Genomic DNA, 19678 nt, shown 5'->3' with positions numbered 1-19678 from the left:
CGGCTTAATCTGATACTAAACTTCGTTGAATGTGAGATGGCAGTCGCCCAGTATTGTAGCGCCAATGAATCGCCCCCAGCACAGAGACGTCATAATAGCGAGTGACCCAATTTTTGCCCTTTACGCTTTGTAGGAATGAGGTTGGTAACACTTCAACATAGGACCCAGGGTTATAGTTTACAATCCCGGCTTTCTGAGCAATGGCCATAGACTCATGAAAACTATGCATACCGCCACCAATTAGATACCCAACAATCGCCAACATGTATTGTTTACAAAGTTCAGCATTCCAAGTGTGCAAACCGCCAAATGCACATGCTGCTTGAAGCAATGTGCCAGTTGTTCCCGAGATTCCCGCGCCAAACAAGAGGTTACGGACATCAACATCATCATAGAAGCTATCTGCCGTTGCATGCTCTTCTCGGTTTGGGTCTCGCTCAAACATATCAACACCACGGTTGCGCTTCTGGTCAACGGCTCCAACGATATCCTGGCTTGAGGCCGGCACAATGCCCCCTACCGTGCTTGCAGGTGCAGCATCACCCATTTTTTTTCGGCGGCCACGATAGCGGCTGTCATCAAACCAAGCTTCTCGAACTTTGTTGGCCAATACTGCATATTTGCCTGCTTCTGGCCCTTTGAGTTTTGGCAAAATTTTTCGCCCAACCGCATCGTGAATGGCGAGCTTCTGCTCCAGCGTTCCACTATCTAGCGCTAGAATCAGTTTTTCCCAAATCACAGAAGCGGCAATATCTTTGGCTTTTTCCTCACTAATACGGCCAAAACCCATTCTTCCACCAGTGAAAAAATAGTGTCCAATCTGCGCTTTGACCATTTCAGTGACACCTTGAGAATCGTTACGTTTGTGTGTTTGGAGATATTGCTTAACACCGGTTGAAACCTTATTCACCGCTTCTTCTGTATACTCTGTAACGTTCAGTGCCATTACACCAAGCACAGATTGCGCCTCCGCCCGGCGTGTCTGACTGATGTTCGTATCGTAAGGCTTCAGTCGATATTTTCCCCTGCCCATGTTGAAGCCCGTATGCTCGCCTGTTTTGGCATAAACAACTTTAGAGTCTAACGTCACACCCCATGGCACATAAGACTCGTGGCGGCTACGTGGAAGCCTACCGTTCTGAGTGTTTTTTGTTGTGTACCCACCTTGGCTACTAAAATCTCTTACTAAAAATTCAGACATGTCTTTATTACTCCATTCGGCATACCAATATACGAGTAGACCTTTTTAAATGCCAAATGATTTCAGTCTGACAATAATAATGAGATAATGATTCAATAATTAGGCAAATTATTCTCGCTGTTTCTAGGTAGGTGATTCTCAGGCCAATGACGCTTTGTCTTCTGAAATCAAAAAATGACAAAAGAATAATGATTGATGGGTTTCATCTATAGCACGCTGAATCAGTCGCTGAGCCTGCTAAAGTTGAGCTGTTACTATTAGGCAAAGGTGTCAAGCTCTATATCGCCTTTCGATGTTAAAACTCGTCTAAGTTCACGCTGGACCACTGCATCTTTTGCCAAAAACTGCAGTCTTACGCCACTGACAAAAGACGCTTGCTTCATCTCGACGTATTCCATCAATGCGTCTGCTAATTCAAGATAGAGCTGAGCCTTAACATAGATTTTTAACGTTCCCTCATTCACCTCTCCACATATATCTTTGGCATAAATGTCAGCAATATTGTAGAAGGTGAGCGCTTCATCAAGAATTTCTCCCGATGTTTTGTTATGCACAACCTTTTCAAAAACGGTACTGACCGCCGAGCCAATATAAGGAATTTTACCAAGAAGAATGGTAGCGACTTCTTTAGCGGCTTTTTGAGCATTTTCTTTGCGCATACGCTCTGAGACCTGAAGTTTTGCCACCTCATAATTTTTTCTAATAAATGTTTCGACAATATTACGACCTGCTAAACGACTCTTTTCTGCCGAGAGTATTTGGTTTAACGCAGTTTTAGATAACATAACTTTCTCCCTAGCTGCTGAAATAAGATCTAACATCAAACACAGATAGTCGGCACTATCGAATATCTGTGTTTGGAACGCATTACTGGTCGCGTTTACGCAGGCGTAAAGTCGCCTTTTTCCACCTTAAGCTGCTCAATGCTTGGTACATGCTCTGGCACTTGCAGAGTAACGCGTTGATTTTCGACCTCAATCCATTCGCCCGAGCTGTTTTTGTATTGATACGATGCTATACCTGATTTCCAGTCATCATTGAGTAGGATATTGAGTGTTACGTTGTGAAGATCGACTCCCACAGGAGGAATGCCTGGATAAGGCTGGTAGCCCTGCAACGTCACCATGATATGGCAATCACGCATCGTACATTGATAATTGAAACTGCCATTGAGATCAGTCAGCACATTTAACGGTGGATTAACTGCCTGAAAAATATGTCCCTTACCCAAAATTGATTTGTCTTCGCTGGCGACGAGTAGCTTAATGTCAAAACTCACTCCTCCAAGTAAACCGTTACCAATATGATAATGCGCAGCCAAAATTTCTTGTGATTCCATTTTCATTGTTTTCTCCAACTGAGTTGTCGTTAGTGACTCATTCAATGTAGATACACTGTCATTCACATTCAGTATCACTTTAGGCTCAGTTCCATTTCCCAATATAAACCCCAACAGCCACGCTGATGCTGGCCGTTTCTTTTTATCAACAAGCTCTTTGCCCTCTCACATCTGTTTTGGCGATTCGCAGCGACCAACTGATACCAAACTGATATGGCACAGTTGTGCACTTAAGTTGATAAATAACCAAACATTCGACAACAAAGATTAATGGAAGAGAAAATAATTCAAGAAACTCAAGACAGCCACGCCCTCGCCAAACACCCTAACCCCGAAAGACAACGCCTTGCGGTACTCGGTGCCTGCTCAATTGCGAATAATAGACTCGCTTAGCGCAAAAATAAGCGCGATTGACATAGCGCGCTCACCAAAATAGCGCAAGGCTTCAACGTTGACTCTACTGATTAAGGAACAATCGAGCACCTTGCTCATGTGCGATTTCATGGGACCTTTTGATCAGATCAATGTCATCATCAACTAAACGACCCAAAAGCGCATACATTGGAGATAAATAACAGGCTTCATTCTTTTCGAGAGCGACTGCGATCCCATCTTGCAAAATGTCCTGTGCTTCTTCTGAACGGCCGACTTCACAATAGAGTTCCGCTTTCATCAATGAATAAAGCGAGTGCGCTATTTGGTCGCCGCTCGATGCTAACCAATGCTGATAACCTTCCTCAAAAAGCGTGAGCGATGTTTCTTGGTCCAATGGTGCGGTGAAAAATAGCGCCCACCCCTTGAATAGAGAAGCTATGCCTGTATAAAAAGGAAAGTCGTTGACGGCAGCAATGACCAACAATTGTTCAGAAAGCGTGATGACCTGCTGGAATTCCTGCAGATGATAAGCAGACCAGATCTCTCCTTGTAACACGATAGCATAGCTGAACGGCTCATTCTCAAGGCTGATGTTGGATTGGAAACGCTGGAAAAATCGGATATCTTCATCACAACAACACAATGTCGCGGATAAACGGCCAAAGCACCCCGCCAACGCGATCGGATTAATGCCAATAGAAGTATAAAAATCCTTATTCACATTTTTTTGGTAACAATCAAATGACGCTTTTGCATGACCAATAGCAGCCTGATGCTTGGCAAGCCAAAACTGCGAATTAGTCAAACAGCTATAGGCCAGAGATTGACAGCGAGTATCATTTGATTGCTCAGCAAGAGAAAGCATTTCATTTGCTGTCTCCTCAGACAACTTAAAGTCCATCGCCATCAATTGCCTAACCCATAATCCGCTGAGTGAAATACAGTGCCGAAAGGTACAACTCAGCTTTTTGCCAATTCTATACATCGTTGATAAGCCACGACCGTACTATGACTTACCCACCCTTTTGTCGTTCGAGCGACTGTTGCCTGTGCCAAGTAAATATCAAACAATAATTCCAGCCACTGTTCAGGGTTTGGTAAGCGTTGGTAGTTTTCCAGCGCCGTATTAAGGTCAAGCTTGGCACTGTTATAATCACCTGATTCTATGCATCGTCGTCCGAAAGAGAGCGACAATTGAGCCGCTTGTTGCCACTCCTCTGCCTTCGTATAGTAGCCGATGAGCTGTCGTTGTGTCCCTTGACAGGGAGAGGAATCACCAGACGCCAGATAATCGGCAATGGTTAAATTAATCGCCCGTTTCTCTCTATGGCTTGTTCTTCGTTGAATAACGTCCTTCAAAAAAGGATGATTCAAATGAATCCCCTTTTCTGAAGACAGACTGATAAGCTTCTTTTCGAGCAGTGCTTCTATCACACCAGAGGTAGGATTCGACACCGCATAGATGTCCGCAGATGTCACGTTACCGTCCCAAAAAGATATCAATGACATCACGCTTTGCCATTCACCGGGAAGTTCATCAACTTTGCTTTCAAGGTCTAGAGTAACCTCATTGGGTATTTTGTTTTGGCTATATGATGTCAAAAGCTGATAAAAATGAGATGGGTTCCCTTGGGCCCTTTCTAAAACTGAATTCATGACCTCCGTTGTGACGTTAAATCCCTCAAGAGATAACTTTTCCATTTCTTGGTGCAGAAGCGGTGTCAGCGTCATGTTGATCATAGGCACTCTGAATGAACTGAACGCTTCAACATGATGATTTGCTGTACGGGTCGGCAAAAAAGCGGCACCGATCAGTAGCGTCTCATTGTCAGACATCGCTATGAATCGGAGCAAGGTAGCAAGCGTGTGCTCATCGATTAAATGAAAATTGTCCATTAGTAAACATACCGGATCATTATCTCTTTGACGTCGCTGCTCTGGTTCTTTTCGTATGCTGGAATCGTGCTCATTGCTTTCCTGCATACTCGTATCGATAGCCGTGCCTGAGCGCAATTCTTGTAATGCAGTCAACAGCGATTCACTCGGTGATGAAGCAAGCTGAAAATCGACCCTGACCGTTTTCCACCTGCGCTGGTCAGCCATATCTGAGAGAACGTTCAGCAAGTGACTTTTTCCAATTCCCTGAACGCCTTGAAGCGTTAAAAGGCAATGTTCGTTGATGCGCTCTACCTTATCGATGGCATAATGAAACAACTCAATTTCATGAGTTCTACCTTGTGTTTTGCCAAAACAAGCATCACTTCTTTTTAACAACGCCTTGTAACCTGCGACAACAGCTTGGTCAGCATAACAAAAACACTGAAGGCTGGCTTCGATTAACTCATCTGAAACCAGAACTGTCGCGCTTTCAAGCTGCAAAGCGAGTTCTGACATTTCGTGAATGTACGCTTCGTTAAAATACCAAAGGTTGTCAGTCTGTAGAGATAAACCTTGAGTTGAAATGATCGCTCGAAAATAGGGCGTTACACGGTGAGAAAGGTTGAGTAGGATTTGTTGAATCGTCAAATACAACTTCTTGCCATCATAAATACACGGCACAGCGGCAACTAAGGTGTTACCAAAACGTTCAGTAATCAACGGGGACAACAAGGAAATATGGTCTAGTATTTCGTTTATGATTATTTTTGAATCAGCACGAACCCACAACGCCAAAGCCATTTTTTCAACACAAGGCTCTTTTTCTATCTCAGAATCGGCCAGTGTAGTACTCAATAATTCTTCAATAGGGACAGAGAAGAAAGTGGCCAATCGCCCAACGGTTCTTTTACTCAATTTGTTACCAAGTTCAGCACGTTTTATCGTGGCAATGGAAACACTACACCCCTTTTTTTGACTGCATGCTTGCTCAAGCGCTTCCTGAGATAACGCATGCTTTTCTCTTAATGCTTTCAGCTTCTTGCCATTGATCAAGACAGTGTCTGCCATTTTCGCTCCCTAGCATCATCTCCGTATGATAAATCATACTAGCTAACAAAGTGATATTTTCAAGGTGAGCAATTTTGTAACCGAATGATTTACATTGCTAAATGGACAAATTGATACTCGGTGATACTTTGTCATCAACACATGATGCTGGTTTGATACAGAAACATTCTTAGGCTTGTTTTATCTTAATCATGTCGTCCGAATAGTGAAATAGAGGTTCAATATATATAGCTGACAGGACTTGCCTATCCTGTGGACTATAGATTGCGGATATAAAATCACTCAAAGTTTATTTTAAATAACAACGTCAACTAGGTAATATGGAGATACATGATGGAAAATATGCGACTGGTCGATCAGGTAAAAGTGAAAGTAGAATGCAAACCAAGGTATAATACACAGGCAGAGGAAATTAACGGTTTTCTAAAACTTCAGCCAAATAAAGCAGGAGAAGTCGCTCAAAGAAAAATCTTTGTCGCGACAAACAAAGAGGAAGACGCCACTGTTTTTTGCCGCTATACAACATTACAACCTAAAGACACTGGCTATTACTATGTGGTGAAGGATTCTGAAGATGATGATGGTACCGTATTATACATGGATGAAGAAACCGCATCTGGTATAGTATACGCAAATAGAAGTTCACTAAATGACGAGTTTACCGCGCAAAAAACGATTCACTCATGGAAAATTACCGAATCTACGAAACACAAAACACCTCGATTAAGCGCATTTCTAACCGGACACAGCCCAGACCTATTTAACGAAGCTCTTGCTGTTGCCCGAAAAGATCAGCTGGCTATTAGTAAACAGAATGGTGGTAAAGAAATCTTCTGTAATTCCAAAAAAAGCCGCGATGGACTTGTTGTAGAGATTATAACAATTAATGTAAATAATAAAGAATTAGAGAATGCTTAGATAATTCAATATATATTAATTAACCTCACTATCTTAACGTTAAAAGCAGCCTTATATTGGCTGCTTTTTTAAAATGATATTTTTACTTTTTAAATTGGCATAAAGTATCATTTTCCTTGATATGGATAACTCAACCCACTTTGATACAAGTTATTTTCCACCAACATAATTAAATACCCTATCGCACAACAGTTTGGATCCATTACCGGTACATTTTGTTTATATTTAGCCATCAGTAACTCATGTAACGGTGCTGAAAAATGTGTAAATCCGGTACAACCAAACATAATGCTGTCGGCACCATCTTGGTCAATGGCCTGACAAGCCAGCTCGAATAACTCCTCAAGAATTTTAGCTTCCGCTTCTAAAGAGGGTTCTTTCAATTCATTCACGTTTTTGTTTAATGGCAATATAGAAGCAAGATTCTCGGTAACGCCAAAAGCTCGCACGTGTTCGTTCTGAAGGTCAACCACATCGCGCACCGTTAGAATAGAAACCTTCTGACTCAGCAACATGGCTGTAAAAAAGCTCGGCCTGAACCCGCCGATAACCGGGATCTTGACTGCTTGTCTTGCTGCTTCCACCCCACACATGTCCATGTCCGTCACAAATACACCATGATATCCATCTTTTTCTGCCTGAATCACTTTCTCTAGGACATAAGGTGCATTAATAGTCAGATCAATTCTAGATTGAATAAATGGAGTTCCTTGATCAATATGCTCTAAATCAATGGTGACTTTATCACTTCTAAAGCGATTCACACTGTTTGAGATTTGTTGTGTAAACTCAGTTGTGTTTACCGGAATAATTATCTTAAGTTTCATCCTCATCGACATTTCAACCTCTCAAGTTATTTTTTAGTGGGGGGTGATAGCTACCAAAGAAACCGAATCTTTTGAATATTGTGGAAAAATGCTGATGGAACCAAGGCTGATTAATTTGTGGAGCAGCATCCACGGTAAAAATCGCCATCTCTTTGAGTCGAGGGTCAGCGCAATCTTTCTTCCATGCATCGATAATTTCATCATTGCTCATTAGCGAAGCATCACTAGACAAACAGCAAATTAAATCAGGAGCCATAGCGATTGGCGTACTTAAATCATCTACCCACAAAAGCATATTTTCATTTTGTGAAATGACGTAATATTTTTTACCACTACCCTCTTCCTGATATTCTTGCGCGACCCAGTCAAAACCATTGCTTGTCATGGTAATAACGTTGCTCAATCTGCCTTTCATCACACAATGTGCACCATCTAACGCCTCTATCGCATTAAAACAAGACAGCTGATCTTGAATACACTCTCTGATGTGCCGACCAAGTGCTCTCGCTTTCAGTAACATACCTGGGACAACGGCATTATTTTGCTTTAGTTGCTCCCCTGACATAGCAAATGAAGCAAGGGAGGCACGATCATCAAAACTCTTCGATGTGCTAATGATTCCTCTGGTCATCGCATCGACATCCGAACTCGATTCACATTCAATAAGGATGACCCCACCATCTTCTGTTAAAGACTTTTCTGATGTGAGTACACAAGGTGAAACAGAGATTGGGCTTTCCAATGCCAAGTTTGCAAACGTTGATAGCTGTAAGCATGGAAAGGCTCGCCCTCCACCATCACCATTGATGATCGGTATTTGTCTCTCTGCGGCAACCAGTAAACTCATACCATAGGCAATCGGACCAGTTTCAACGGGTGACAATGTGGAAAAGGCGACCTTTTGGATTTTTTCTAGGTCGTGAAATGCCGTAACGGGAGAGTATCTATATCCTTTTTGAAGAAACTTTTGTGGTGCTCCCATAGCTGCGAGTACTGGAAGCATATCAGTATCTTGGACGTCATTAACGTCAATATACTGCACTGTAACCTCAGATTTTGACGCGAATAGCTTGTCAATTTCCTTGAGCAATTCTTCGCCATTTTCCTGTGCCCCACCGCCGCCACACGCATAAAAATGAGCACCGCGAATAATATCTTCCAAATCTAAGCGATTTAAGCTTTTTACTCCTGATTCCATAAGTAGAGTCCTTTTTCCAAATCAGTGGACACAATAAACAGATGTCGAGATCAGTTCAGTATCACGTTGGTATCAAATCAGTATCATAAGTAATGTTTCCCCATCATATTCATGAGAAAACGCCTTTGCTCGAGCAAAGCGTGAGGTTTGTTTAATGTGGGATGCAAAGAGTTACAGCTTTGTTTTCAGAGGGTGAACAGCCGTTATTGTCTCTTAATACAGGTAAGTCGTTTGAACTGGCGATGAAAAGAGTCTTGGTCGATATCGTTCGTCAACGCAATAAAACCTGTTAACTCTATCAACTGATACTAATCTGCTACTGACGTTTTTTGGTTGAATACGTAGCTTAATCGCATGCACTTATCTCAAAGGGTCAAATCCATTGGTTAAGCGCAAATCTTTTTATCCACGATATTTCTAAGTATCTGATGTAAAGAGTGTCTTGGGTATACATCATTCAAATTAAGCAATAAAGAGCATGGCTATGTGTACAGATTTCAATATCAACTTTGGTTGTAACAATCGCCCCCTAACCCTATCCGCTCGGACCATGGAGTTTGCAGTAAACCTTCAGACCGAGATTTGGTTTAGAGCTCAACAACACTTCCAAATTACTACCTTGACAACTAGCGGAAAAGCCGATCGTGTTTTTAATGGTCAGCCGCCAGAGTGTCATAATAGTGAGCATGAGTTTAAAGCAAGCTGGAAAGGAAAATTAAGCTTCATCCACTGTAACGGCGTTGCCCAATACAACAATCCTCTTATTACCGCTGATGGTATAAATGAGTCAGGCCTTTCAGTGGGCTCACTCTACTTGCCTATACTCAATCAAAATGTCTCAACCTCTGACATACCTGAAGATGCCTTTGCGTTAGGCAGCAGTCTGTTGGGCACTTTTATCCTGTCTAAGTTTACGACTGTGGAAGACATGGTGAACTACTTCACTACCCACCCTGTCTACGTGTTTAACTCAACGATTTCAACAGGGGAAAGAGCGAGTGACAATATGCCTTTAGACCAGCACCTCGTGATTCACGATGCAAATAATGACAGTGCTGTCATTGAGTTTCTCAACGGCAATATACATATTTATCGAGCATTTAAAGAGAGCGAGACGGTCAATCAGCAATGCCGATATCAAACTATCGAATATGCTTTCAATGCTTACAAAGTGATTGTGGACCATTCCTACGTGGGCGTTATGACCAACTGCCCGAATTATCATTGGCATGTCAACCATCTTTCCTATTTTTCCAATTTACGCAACTACAATCCACAGCCGGACAAAGACGTATCCATGCAACGTCATGTCCAGATCCCAGGACCACTGCAAACAGTCAATGGGGCTGGATTAATGGGGCTACCCGCCGACCCTACACCGCCATCTCGATTTGTACAAACCTATGCAATTAAGCAATTAAGCGAGCAACCAATCCACTTCGATGAAGCATTCTCCCTTGCACAAAAGCTGCTCAATCGCGTCGATATCCCTTTGGGCATTATGGCGAATGATCTGGACACATCAGACAACCCTGAAGTATTTTTCAGCGATATTACCCAGTGGAGTGTGATTAGAAATAACAGTCATCATTCACCTGCATTATATCTGCGTACTTATGGAGACATGACTTGGCGAGTCGCGAACGTCAAAGACTATGTGGGATTAAATAGAGATTATCAGATTTCAAGCGTCTTACAGCTCATGCCAACGACAACAGCATTACCGTTTGAACAAGTCGAATCTAGACCAACGGTCAAAATCGCCTAAATCGAATTTCAATACCACACGCCCCATGGACTCATGGGGCAGATACCACTAGAAGAATATGAGAGACCAGTGCCGAACGTTTGGTAGCATATCAGCTAAAAGTGCTTGTTCCCGCACAGCCATCCAGTGCGGGAACAAAACAAGTGGAGGGTTTAGTTGATGTATGGTAGACAGATTTCTGGGATGATTGGTTCGCTAGGTGGACCCATAATATATAGATAACTTTCTGAGTGTTCCCCTTCAAGTAAACCAGAGCCACGCCCTTGCCATAGAACACCATTACCATTACCATAAATCATAGGTAAAATTGTCTGGCTCGAAGGTTTGCCTGTCCGCTGTGATATACTGGGCTGAATCATCTTCTGATGAATGCGGTCAAAATAAACGACCTGATAAGAAACACTGTTCAAAGCTAAGTAATCGCTGTTTCTGGTTGAAAAGGCAAAGCTTTCGGCATCATTTGAAACAGAGGGCTTATAAATCGCTTGAATCAGTTCTTCGTTGATATCTTTGACGTATTCATATTTCTTCGTCGCAATATGGTATAGGACAAGATAGCTTTGATATTTTTCGTAGTGGCTGTATTCAGGAGAGGATGGCTTTCTAGCCTCGTAAACAACGTACTGACCATCGGGACTGATACTAAAAGCACTAGTATAAGCTGAGTCTAATGCATAGTTTTCTCTGTGTAAGGACGATATTTTGATGTGTTTATCCTCGATACGATCATACAAATACAGATTCTGACTATCTATATCACTAACATTGTCTGGATCCATTTCCGATTTATATGCCACATAAACTGTGTATCTACCGTCATCACTAAACGGACGTATCGAACTTATCTTTATTTCTGCCTCGTTTCCATAAATATCTATATTGACTTTCTTCGTCACTTTTTCTTTTAGATCCGTAATAGATAACTTGCCTAATACATGGGAAAGCATCACAATGCGCTCGTTGATTGGGTAGACAACTGATGTCATTTCGCCCTTGTCTTGAATATATGGAAGGTGGTTCTCGTCATACTCTGCTGGCATTACTTCATCAGTCATTCGATCCCACACAGCTGTCTGTGAACCCGATTTATGGGAAAAACCTATATAACGTCCATTAGGAGATATCCTTACCCAACTCATCAAATCTCTTGGGCCTAAAAGGGATGGTCGCCCTAGTGGCTTTAGTTCTTCAGTCTCTGTGTTTTTGATAAACCACTCAGTCTCAACACCCTCTGAAACCCAGTCTTTATCCCTAGAATTAAACACAACATATTTATTGTCGCGTGTCATTTTTGTAGATAAAGCCCAATTAACTCCCTGTATCCCGTATTGTGAAGTTACAGAATTTGAATCTGAGGCCACAGAATGTGGAGCACCTTCCATCACCCTATTTTGGGAGAGAAGCTCAGGGTTGAATTCAACGGCATAAGCTGACTGCGATAAAACCGCTAGCAAAGCAAAATATAGTATGCGCATAGTAATGGCTCTTAGTAATTGTTCAAGAAACAATTAAGGCGACCACTTGTCACAAAAATTAAATAACAATAGCTAAAAGTTTTCAGGCAAAGAAAGCCGCAAAATACGGCTCTTAATTATTCGAATTTTTCGAAGTGTTGGATTACTTCTCTTTACCGAAAACGTTGTTCTCTTGCTCTTGTACGCGGAAGAACTTAAAGGGACAGGCACTTTATCTCCAATTCAGACTAGTTCCAAGTTTGCGGAAACTTAAAGGGACAGGCACTTTATCTGGTTTAACAAGAATGAGCTTTTGCCGCTGATTGATATGATGCAATAGTTGCATGAGTTTGTGGGGCAAGAGGTGATTGCCCCAAATGAGTACGAATCTTTAGAAGTATTGTAGAAAAAGGGAACGCAAAGAAAGCACATTCTGAGAATTGAAACTCATTCAATTGAATTGTTCATACTTCCGTTTATAGGCATCTGCTTGTTGTTGTCTAAGGATTCTATCTATATTTTCTTGAGATTCTATGTACTTTCTATTTTCTTCAGCTTGTGCTGCAAATCCTTCTGCGTCACACTCGAGCAATATATCAGCCGCATTCTTTGCCCAAATCATAAAGTCTGGGTTTTCACGATCGGCTCTCATTTTGTTTATCCACTCTTGGAAATTAGGGTTCTCGCGGTAACAACGTTCACTGGCACTCTCTTTTACAGTTTCTTTTGGCGGGGTCGCACAGCCAAAAAGAAAGAGCAGAGGAAGCAAAAATCTAAGTATTGTCATAATTATCTTAACTAGTGGAATTGTGGTTTACATGAGCCTTAGTAGAACTCACCAATAACATCATTAAACTTAAAGGGACAGGCACTTTATCTGGTTTAACAAGAATGAGCTTTTGCCGCTGATTGATATGATGCAATAGTTGCATGAGTTTGTGGGGCAAGAGGTGATTGCCCCAAATGAGTACGAATCTTTAGAAGTATTGTAGAAAAAGGGAACGCAAAGAAAGCACATTCTGAGAATTGAAACTCATTCAATTGAATTGTTCATACTTCCGTTTATAGGCATCTGCTTGTTGTTGTCTAAGGATTCTATCTATATTTTCTTGAGATTCTATGTACTTTCTATTTTCTTCAGCTTGTGCTGCAAATCCTTCTGCGTCACACTCGAGCAATATATCAGCCGCATTCTTTGCCCAAATCATAAAGTCTGGGTTTTCACGATCGGCTCTCATTTTGTTTATCCACTCTTGGAAATTAGGGTTCTCGCGGTAACAACGTTCACTGGCACTCTCTTTTACAGTTTCTTTTGGCGGGGTCGCACAGCCAAAAAGAAAGAGCAGAGGAAGCAAAAATCTAAGTATTGTCATAATTATCTTAACTAGTGGAATTGTGGTTTACATGAGCCTTAGTAGAACTCACCAATAACATCATTAAACACTTTCCAACCTGGACTTAAAATTTTAGTGTTCTCTTTATCTTGAATGTATAAGTTTGTCGTATCTCTCATAAGAACTGTTCGCAAAGACTTTAATCCTGCAAATCCGGTCATGTCTATCCAGGACCAATCTGTCCCTTCAAAGTTCAGCGTGCGCAACCGTGTGGAGTTGCGAAATGGGAATGAACTGAACTGACCAATGGACTCACAATCAGTTATCTTTAACACTTCTAGGCCTTTTGCCATTTCATCTGAGAATTTTAGCTCGCACTCAAGTAGCCTTCTTAAGGCTAGCCTTTGAAGTTTGAGGTGATCTAAGTCAGCCAAGTCAAAATCAGTAATTGGACCATCAATGGACAGGCCTTGAATGCTTGCGGGTAGGAGGTCAAGAGATTGATGCATCAAAGGGATGCGAGGCTCAGGGTTTTTCGCCAAGCCAAATAGGCTTTTTACAGCAGTCACCAATCTATGAGATATAGATTTATTGTTTTCACTAGCCACCTGTTCTTTTTCAATATCTAAAAAATAGATGGATAGTTTTTTTAGCTTTTGCAAACTCATGATTGACTGATGGGGATCACAATTGCAATAACAATAAACGACTAACTCTTCGATATTTGTGTTTTCTAATACTGAGAAATCTAAATCAAAACGCGTACCTACGTGTAGTTTTTTTAGGTTCATGCATTTTGCGATATCATTAAGGTGCTCTTGATTTAGGACTTTAGTGAAGGAGAAAATGATTTCTTCAATATTTTCAACTTGCGATAAGTTCGAAAGATCAAGCGAAGAAAAGGTACTGCGAGCCTTAGCGACTTCCTGATCCATTCTTAAAACGCGAGTTCTTTTTGTTATCAGTTTTTTATAATCGTTACCGTCAGAAAAGGTACCTGTGATGTACGGCATTACGTATCCCTGCTTGATTCATTCATATCAAAATACAAAAATTGATAATTGCTAAGAAGTGCAAGCTCTTTAGGTAAAAACCAACTTCTTTGCATGACTTTATATAGTGATTAAAAAGAGTCAAACATTACCTGTACACATTAAATTGGTCAATCAATTGAAATTAATTATGTCCAATTGATTTCTTAAACTCACATTTGACCATTTATCCATCTTGCAGAACAAGCAACTGCCATGCATTCTCTGTACAGTTTTCTAGATTAGCTACATATTCGGCTAGGACTTCGGCGTCTAACTGGTGACCTGGAGTGGCTGTGGCGATATCATCAGCGAGGGTGGCGGATGGCTGAATACCGATTGCTCGATTATGCGATCGCACAAAAAACTTAAAGAACTTATTTTTGTTCGTGCTTGATGCCAGTAGCAAGCTCCCATGCTCGAGTCCGCAACTCACTAAAGACTTCGTTTTGCCGAGTGATTTGACTTAGATACACATCATTGAATGAGCCCATGCCACCATATGCGAGCAACACTTTTTCAACCCCATAAAAATCAGATTCAAGTAGCCAATTTCTAGCTTGTGACATCCAATCACACCAGTGTTCTTGACCATCCTCATCCAACATTTGGATCAGCCTGTCTAACACATCTATCAACTCTTTCGTTTTCGGTCCCATAGATACCTAAATACAATGCCCTGTTATATTTTGTTACGTGAGACGACTTTATATTCTAGAGCGTAGTTTCTTAAATTTGTATCCGCCTCACTCGGAGCTCGGCAGTTTCGTAAATCCTTCTTTTCAGCTGATCCAAACACCAAGAAGTTAAATCTTGCTTCACTCAAAGAAACACCATTAGGGCCACCTAGACAGTGTTCAGAATCTGGGTCATCTTGTCCATCATCCTCCCAAAAACAGATTTCACATATTTCGTACTCAGCAGGCTCTCCAATCGTCGCGTACCCACAACAAGGGCAAGCATACAAAGTGTTCTTAGCTTGCTCTCGAGTTTTAGTCATGTAGCCTCCTGACATATAAAAATTTGAATAGAACGCAGTCTCATTTTTCTGTCTGCCTAGCTTGCCATCAATTTATCATAAGCTTCACAAACGTAAAGGAACACCGACTTAATGACCTTCCACACCGCTTTTTCTTGCGGCTTTCGCCTGTTCTTGCACAGCCTTACTCTTTCTAAAGGCCGCCATATCCATGACAATACGGTCTGGGTTAACCATTTTCAGCATTGGGTAAGAACGCTTTTTACTTTTATCTTTACCAAACAAATTTCGGAAACTATTCTCAATCCAACTCATAAACACCGCCTAGATAACATCACATCATCAAGAGAATGACCACCAAACAGCGGACACCAATTTAAGCGAATTTTCCGCGCTTTCTGCTTATCTTGCATCAAATTAACTGATATGAAAACGAATGGGCTTGGTCAGGCTCAATAGATAGGAGCTGATACAAGGCTTCAAACTGAGCCGGTTCGGTTTGATGGCTAAACCAGATTGCACTTGTATCACCGAGCGTAAGTGTAATTTGATTGGCCACTTTGATGGTGACCTTATGGCGCTTGTTAATCTCTGAGTTTCTCTCATATAGCTGCCCATCAACAACTTCATAAGCGATTTGTTTTCGGCTACTGTGACCAACATTAGCCACATGATCCAGAACTCTTGATGTAATCTTTAAATTTATGACGCTCATCTCAACTCCCTTACACCTTTAAACAACTTACTTTCAACAAATCACAAAGCAGCACGAAGCATTGCGCATTTGTTCGTTATGGGCCACTTCAAACATTGCGCGCGACTATACAATAAATTACTGTCCATTTATACAGTATAGATTGGTAATTTATGTCTGTCCGCAACTTAACGGCTCTCAGCTCACTAAATACAAAGTCACCTATACCAATACTAAAACTAAGAAGAATCGCTCTGTGCCCATCTCTGAGGCGCTTTACCATGAAATCCATAAACCAACTTCAGGTAAGTTATTCGAAGAGTGCTACACACCCTTTTGCTACATCCTTAAGAATAAACTCGGTATTACCCTACCCTCAGGTCAAGCTTCGCACGTTCTTCGCCATTCATTCGCCAGCCACTTTATGATGAACGGCGGTAATATTCTGGTACTGCGAGACATCCTTGGCCATGCCGATATCAGCATGACCATGCGCTATGCTCACTTCGCTCCAGACCACCTTTCAGAAACTGTAGAAATGAACCCACTTGCAGCTCTTGAACTTGAATAACTGATGCATTCTTATGCAAACCTGCCAAATAACGCAAAGCAAAAATGTTTCAGGTGTCGCCACTTTACAATTTTCGGGCAAAAAAAGAGCCGCAAAATGCGGCTCTTAGTTATTCGAATTTTCCGAAGTGTGGGATTACTTCTCTTTACCGAAAACGTTGTTCTCTTGCTCTTGTACGCGGATGAAAGTCGTACGCTTGGTAAGCTCTTTAAGCTTTGCTGCGCCTACGTAGGTACAGGTTGAACGCACGCCACCAAGGATGTCTGAGATAGTGCCATGAACACTGCCACGGAATGGCAATAGTACGGTTTTTCCTTCAGCTGCGCGGTACTTTGCAACACCACCTGAGTGCTTGTCCATCGCCGACTGAGAAGACATGCCATAGAACTTCATGAAGGTCTCTCCGTCTTTCTCAATTAGCTCACCACCGGACTCTTCGTGGCCTGCCAGCATACCGCCTAGCATAACGAAATCAGCGCCGCCTCCGAAAGCTTTTGCTACGTCACCCGCACATGAACAGCCACCGTCACCGATGATCATACCACCTAAGCCGTGGGCAGCATCACCACATTCGATGATTGCAGAAAGTTGAGGATAACCAACACCTGTTTTAACGCGAGTAGTACATACAGAACCTGGGCCAATACCCACTTTCACAATATCTGCACCAGCCAGGATAAGCTCTTCACACATATCACCAGTCACAACATTGCCCGCAGAGATAACTTTGTTAGGGAATGCCGCACGTACCTTCTCGATGTACTCAACTAAGTGCTCAGAGTAACCGTTCGCGATATCAATACAGATGAAGATAAGTTCTTCAGATAGCGCCATGATTTCTTTTGTCTTTTCGAAATCAGCATCTGAAGTACCCGTAGAAACAAACACGTTGTTTAGTGTTTTTTGATCCGCTGATTTCACGAAGTCAGCCCATTGCTCTACGGTATAATGTTTGTGAATTGCAGTCATCACGCCATGTTCTGCTAAAGCCTTAGCCATGTCAAAGCTACCGACTGAGTCCATGTTTGCTGCAATTACGGGTGTGCCAGACCATTGACGACCACTATGCTTGAATGTAAAATCGCGGGTTAATTCAACTTGAGAACGACTTTTAAGAGTAGAACGCTTCGGGCGGAATAGTACATCTTTAAAGCCTAACTTAAGTTCTTGTTCGATACGCATGATAAATTTTCCTATAAGCAAATTTACGTGTCGTGCGTTTTCGGGAAACGTTGGCAGACGCTTTACCGAGTTTCGGACACAAAAAAACCGGAGCGTTGGCAGACGCTCCGGTTTTCAGCATTATAGGCTGTGATTTATTTCCCGCAAGACTGATATTTTCAATTTTTTTGTGATACCATTTTGTCATCTTGCAAATCCAATTCCCCTATCTTCAAGCATAAATCAAAACAAACGTTAATAAACAATAACTTAACAAACAAACCCTATCACCGCGCAACCGTTTTCCGGAATCGATAACACTGTTGTTTTTGAACATTTCCATCTCGGGCAGCACTGGCCGACTATTTTTCATTAACTAAATGGCGAATATGAGGCAATAAATCACGTGCACAGAGTCCTCGTTCACCGTTTATTTCAGCGTCTCTGTCAGCAGCAAGACTATGTATCATGACACCTCTCACGGCAGCATTGACCAAACTTTCACCTTGCACCAATAACCCAACGATGACACCCGTCAGAATATCCCCCATTCCTCCTGTCGCCATACCAGGGTTCCCTGCATTGCAGATATACGTTTCCTTACCGTCAAAAATGAGAGTGCCTGCTCCCTTTAATACAACAACGCCACCATATTTTTTGTAAAGGGCCTCTGCTGCACTGAACCTGTCACTCTCAATCTCTTCAACTGAGCACTTTAAGAGTCGAGAAGCCTCACCGGGATGAGGCGTAATAATACGCTTTGCATCATAATTTTCATTTTGGGCGAGTAAGTTGAGTGCGTCTGCATCATACACTTTTGGCAATGTAGAAAACGACAGAGCTTTAAACATCTTGGTAACATTGACGTCCATCCCTAACCCTGGACCAATAGCAAAACAGTCACACCATTGGTTCAACCTAAAATCACTCACCTCGCTATCCAGCCAAGAGGATATCATCACTTCGGGACAGGATACTAAAGCGGGTTGTGTATTCTCCGGGTGGGTAAGTAATGCCGTTAAACCAGCTCCCGCTCTCTGGCAAGCCAGTGCCGAGAGTATTGCAGCACCTCCTAAACCTTGGTTCCCACCTATAATAACAGCTTTGCCATGAGAGCCTTTGTGGGCACTTCTTGAACGAGCTATGACGGGGGCAAAATCGACGATACTATTTAACAGTAGTGACGACGGCGCGTTCTGTTGCTTAAAGACGTCGTCAACACCTAGACCAGCGAAATGCACTTTTCCTGTGTAATCGCGAGCTCGTCCGGTAAACAAGCCTTGCTTCAAGCCTATAAACGAGACAGTATGTTCAGCCTGAACACATGTGCCTAAAACCTGTCCAGTATTGCTACATAACCCAGAAGGAATATCCACTGAGACTACCGGGACATCTGCTTGATTAAGCATCTCAATGATAGCAAAAGCCTCTGCCCTGACATTACCGATCACCCCCGTACCCAACAAGGCGTCAAGAATACAAGTGTAATCGAGTACAGAATCTAAGCTGGGCAGCTCAGTACGGCCGCCCACTGAAATAAAATCCAGATATGCCTGCAGCGCGTCACCTTTTAGTCTGCTCGATTCGACACACTGCCACAGGGTCACATCTATGCCAGCTTCAATCGCCAGTTTTCCCACAACATAACCGTCTCCACCGTTATTTCCACCACCACAAACAATGAGCAGTGAATGGCAGTTCGAATATTGGCTTCTCACCACTTCAAAAACCGACTGGCCTGCGCGAGTCATAAGTTCATACATAGTGACTGATTTACTTTTCGCAGCAGTGGCTTCACCTGATTTCACCTGCTCGCCACTATAGAGAGGAATGGGTACTGACATTGGCTCTCCTTGGTTAAAAATAAAGCCAGAACAACTCT

General features: G+C 42.2%; 21 protein-coding genes. 3 read left to right on the top strand and 18 right to left on the bottom strand.

Translation table 11 applies throughout. The features are described 5' to 3' along the window. Positions 1 to 4 precede the first annotated feature (4 nt). The 5 genes from KW548_23365 to KW548_23345 all read right to left on the bottom strand — a co-directional run bounded on the left by KW548_23365 (position 5) and on the right by KW548_23345 (position 5861). Positions 5 to 1201 (bottom strand): hypothetical protein, encoded by a 1197-nt coding sequence (locus KW548_23365; GenBank protein ID QXX08548.1) that lies wholly within the window; start codon positions 1199 to 1201, stop codon positions 5 to 7. A gap of 257 nt (positions 1202 to 1458) precedes the next feature. Continuing rightward, a complete protein-coding gene (locus KW548_23360; GenBank protein QXX08547.1) occupies positions 1459 to 1986 on the bottom strand; it encodes a hypothetical protein in 528 nt (175 codons plus the stop codon). Between the two features lie 95 nt (positions 1987 to 2081). Beyond that, positions 2082 to 2546: a DUF1842 domain-containing protein gene (locus KW548_23355; protein ID QXX08546.1), complete on the bottom strand. Its 465-nt coding sequence runs from the start codon at positions 2544 to 2546 to the stop codon at positions 2082 to 2084. 451 nt (positions 2547 to 2997) lie between these two features. After that, complete coding sequence (locus KW548_23350) at positions 2998 to 3822, bottom strand: hypothetical protein (protein QXX08545.1); 825 nt, start codon at positions 3820 to 3822, stop codon at positions 2998 to 3000. A 53-nt stretch (positions 3823 to 3875) separates the two neighbouring features. Then, the gene (locus tag KW548_23345) at positions 3876 to 5861 is read right to left on the bottom strand and encodes an XRE family transcriptional regulator (protein ID QXX08544.1); all 1986 of its coding nucleotides are present in this window, start codon (positions 5859 to 5861) and stop codon (positions 3876 to 3878) included. Between the two features lie 330 nt (positions 5862 to 6191). Between KW548_23345 and KW548_23340 the strand changes: the two genes are divergently transcribed. Next, the gene (locus KW548_23340) at positions 6192 to 6779 is read left to right on the top strand and encodes a hypothetical protein (protein QXX08543.1); all 588 of its coding nucleotides are present in this window, start codon (positions 6192 to 6194) and stop codon (positions 6777 to 6779) included. Between the two features lie 107 nt (positions 6780 to 6886). Here KW548_23340 and KW548_23335 read toward each other — a convergent pair whose 3' ends face one another. Beyond that, positions 6887 to 7606 carry an aspartate/glutamate racemase family protein gene (locus KW548_23335; GenBank protein QXX08542.1) on the bottom strand — a complete coding sequence of 240 codons (720 nt, stop codon included), beginning with the start codon at positions 7604 to 7606 and terminating at the stop codon, positions 6887 to 6889. Between the two features lie 13 nt (positions 7607 to 7619). Then, on the bottom strand, positions 7620 to 8768 hold the full coding sequence (locus tag KW548_23330; protein QXX08541.1) for a DUF917 domain-containing protein: 1149 nt from the start codon (positions 8766 to 8768) through the stop codon (positions 7620 to 7622). 520 nt (positions 8769 to 9288) lie between these two features. On the opposite strand from KW548_23330, the gene KW548_23325 reads away from it, so the two are divergent. After that, positions 9289 to 10572: a linear amide C-N hydrolase gene (locus tag KW548_23325; GenBank protein QXX08540.1), complete on the top strand. Its 1284-nt coding sequence runs from the start codon at positions 9289 to 9291 to the stop codon at positions 10570 to 10572. Positions 10573 to 10724: 152 nt separating this feature from the next. On the opposite strand, the gene KW548_23320 is transcribed toward KW548_23325, so the two are convergent. From KW548_23320 to KW548_23280, 9 genes are all read right to left on the bottom strand, one after another. Continuing rightward, entirely contained in the window at positions 10725 to 12047 is a 1323-nt protein-coding gene (locus tag KW548_23320; protein ID QXX08539.1) for a hypothetical protein, read from the bottom strand. A 430-nt stretch (positions 12048 to 12477) separates the two neighbouring features. Further along, entirely contained in the window at positions 12478 to 12813 is a 336-nt protein-coding gene (locus tag KW548_23315; protein ID QXX08538.1) for a hypothetical protein, read from the bottom strand. Positions 12814 to 13063: 250 nt separating this feature from the next. Beyond that, a complete protein-coding gene (locus KW548_23310; protein QXX08537.1) occupies positions 13064 to 13399 on the bottom strand; it encodes a hypothetical protein in 336 nt (111 codons plus the stop codon). Between the two features lie 38 nt (positions 13400 to 13437). Beyond that, positions 13438 to 14373: a hypothetical protein gene (locus tag KW548_23305; GenBank protein ID QXX08536.1), complete on the bottom strand. Its 936-nt coding sequence runs from the start codon at positions 14371 to 14373 to the stop codon at positions 13438 to 13440. A 205-nt stretch (positions 14374 to 14578) separates the two neighbouring features. Continuing rightward, positions 14579 to 14752: a hypothetical protein gene (locus tag KW548_23300; GenBank protein ID QXX08535.1), complete on the bottom strand. Its 174-nt coding sequence runs from the start codon at positions 14750 to 14752 to the stop codon at positions 14579 to 14581. 16 nt (positions 14753 to 14768) lie between these two features. Then, positions 14769 to 15050: a hypothetical protein gene (locus KW548_23295; protein QXX08534.1), complete on the bottom strand. Its 282-nt coding sequence runs from the start codon at positions 15048 to 15050 to the stop codon at positions 14769 to 14771. A gap of 23 nt (positions 15051 to 15073) precedes the next feature. Further along, positions 15074 to 15391: a hypothetical protein gene (locus tag KW548_23290; protein QXX08533.1), complete on the bottom strand. Its 318-nt coding sequence runs from the start codon at positions 15389 to 15391 to the stop codon at positions 15074 to 15076. Positions 15392 to 15499: 108 nt separating this feature from the next. Further along, positions 15500 to 15685: a hypothetical protein gene (locus KW548_23285; GenBank protein ID QXX08532.1), complete on the bottom strand. Its 186-nt coding sequence runs from the start codon at positions 15683 to 15685 to the stop codon at positions 15500 to 15502. Positions 15686 to 15782: 97 nt separating this feature from the next. Further along, the gene (locus KW548_23280; protein ID QXX08531.1) at positions 15783 to 16085 is read right to left on the bottom strand and encodes a hypothetical protein; all 303 of its coding nucleotides are present in this window, start codon (positions 16083 to 16085) and stop codon (positions 15783 to 15785) included. A gap of 148 nt (positions 16086 to 16233) precedes the next feature. Between KW548_23280 and KW548_23275 the strand changes: the two genes are divergently transcribed. Next, positions 16234 to 16635 (top strand): tyrosine-type recombinase/integrase, encoded by a 402-nt coding sequence (locus KW548_23275; GenBank protein QXX09519.1) that lies wholly within the window; start codon positions 16234 to 16236, stop codon positions 16633 to 16635. A gap of 135 nt (positions 16636 to 16770) precedes the next feature. Here KW548_23275 and KW548_23270 read toward each other — a convergent pair whose 3' ends face one another. Together KW548_23270 and KW548_23265 are read right to left on the bottom strand one after the other, a co-directional pair. Then, a complete protein-coding gene (locus KW548_23270; GenBank protein ID QXX08530.1) occupies positions 16771 to 17817 on the bottom strand; it encodes a GMP reductase in 1047 nt (348 codons plus the stop codon). 341 nt (positions 17818 to 18158) lie between these two features. Beyond that, complete coding sequence (locus KW548_23265) at positions 18159 to 19640, bottom strand: NAD(P)H-hydrate dehydratase (protein QXX08529.1); 1482 nt, start codon at positions 19638 to 19640, stop codon at positions 18159 to 18161. Positions 19641 to 19678 lie beyond the last annotated feature (38 nt).

Source organism: Vibrio neptunius, from assembly GCA_019339365.1.
GTDB classification, from domain to species: Bacteria; Pseudomonadota; Gammaproteobacteria; order Enterobacterales; family Vibrionaceae; genus Vibrio; species Vibrio neptunius.
The sequence above is the reverse complement of the archived record's forward strand: the minus strand, read 5'-3'. Positions and strand labels throughout refer to the sequence as shown.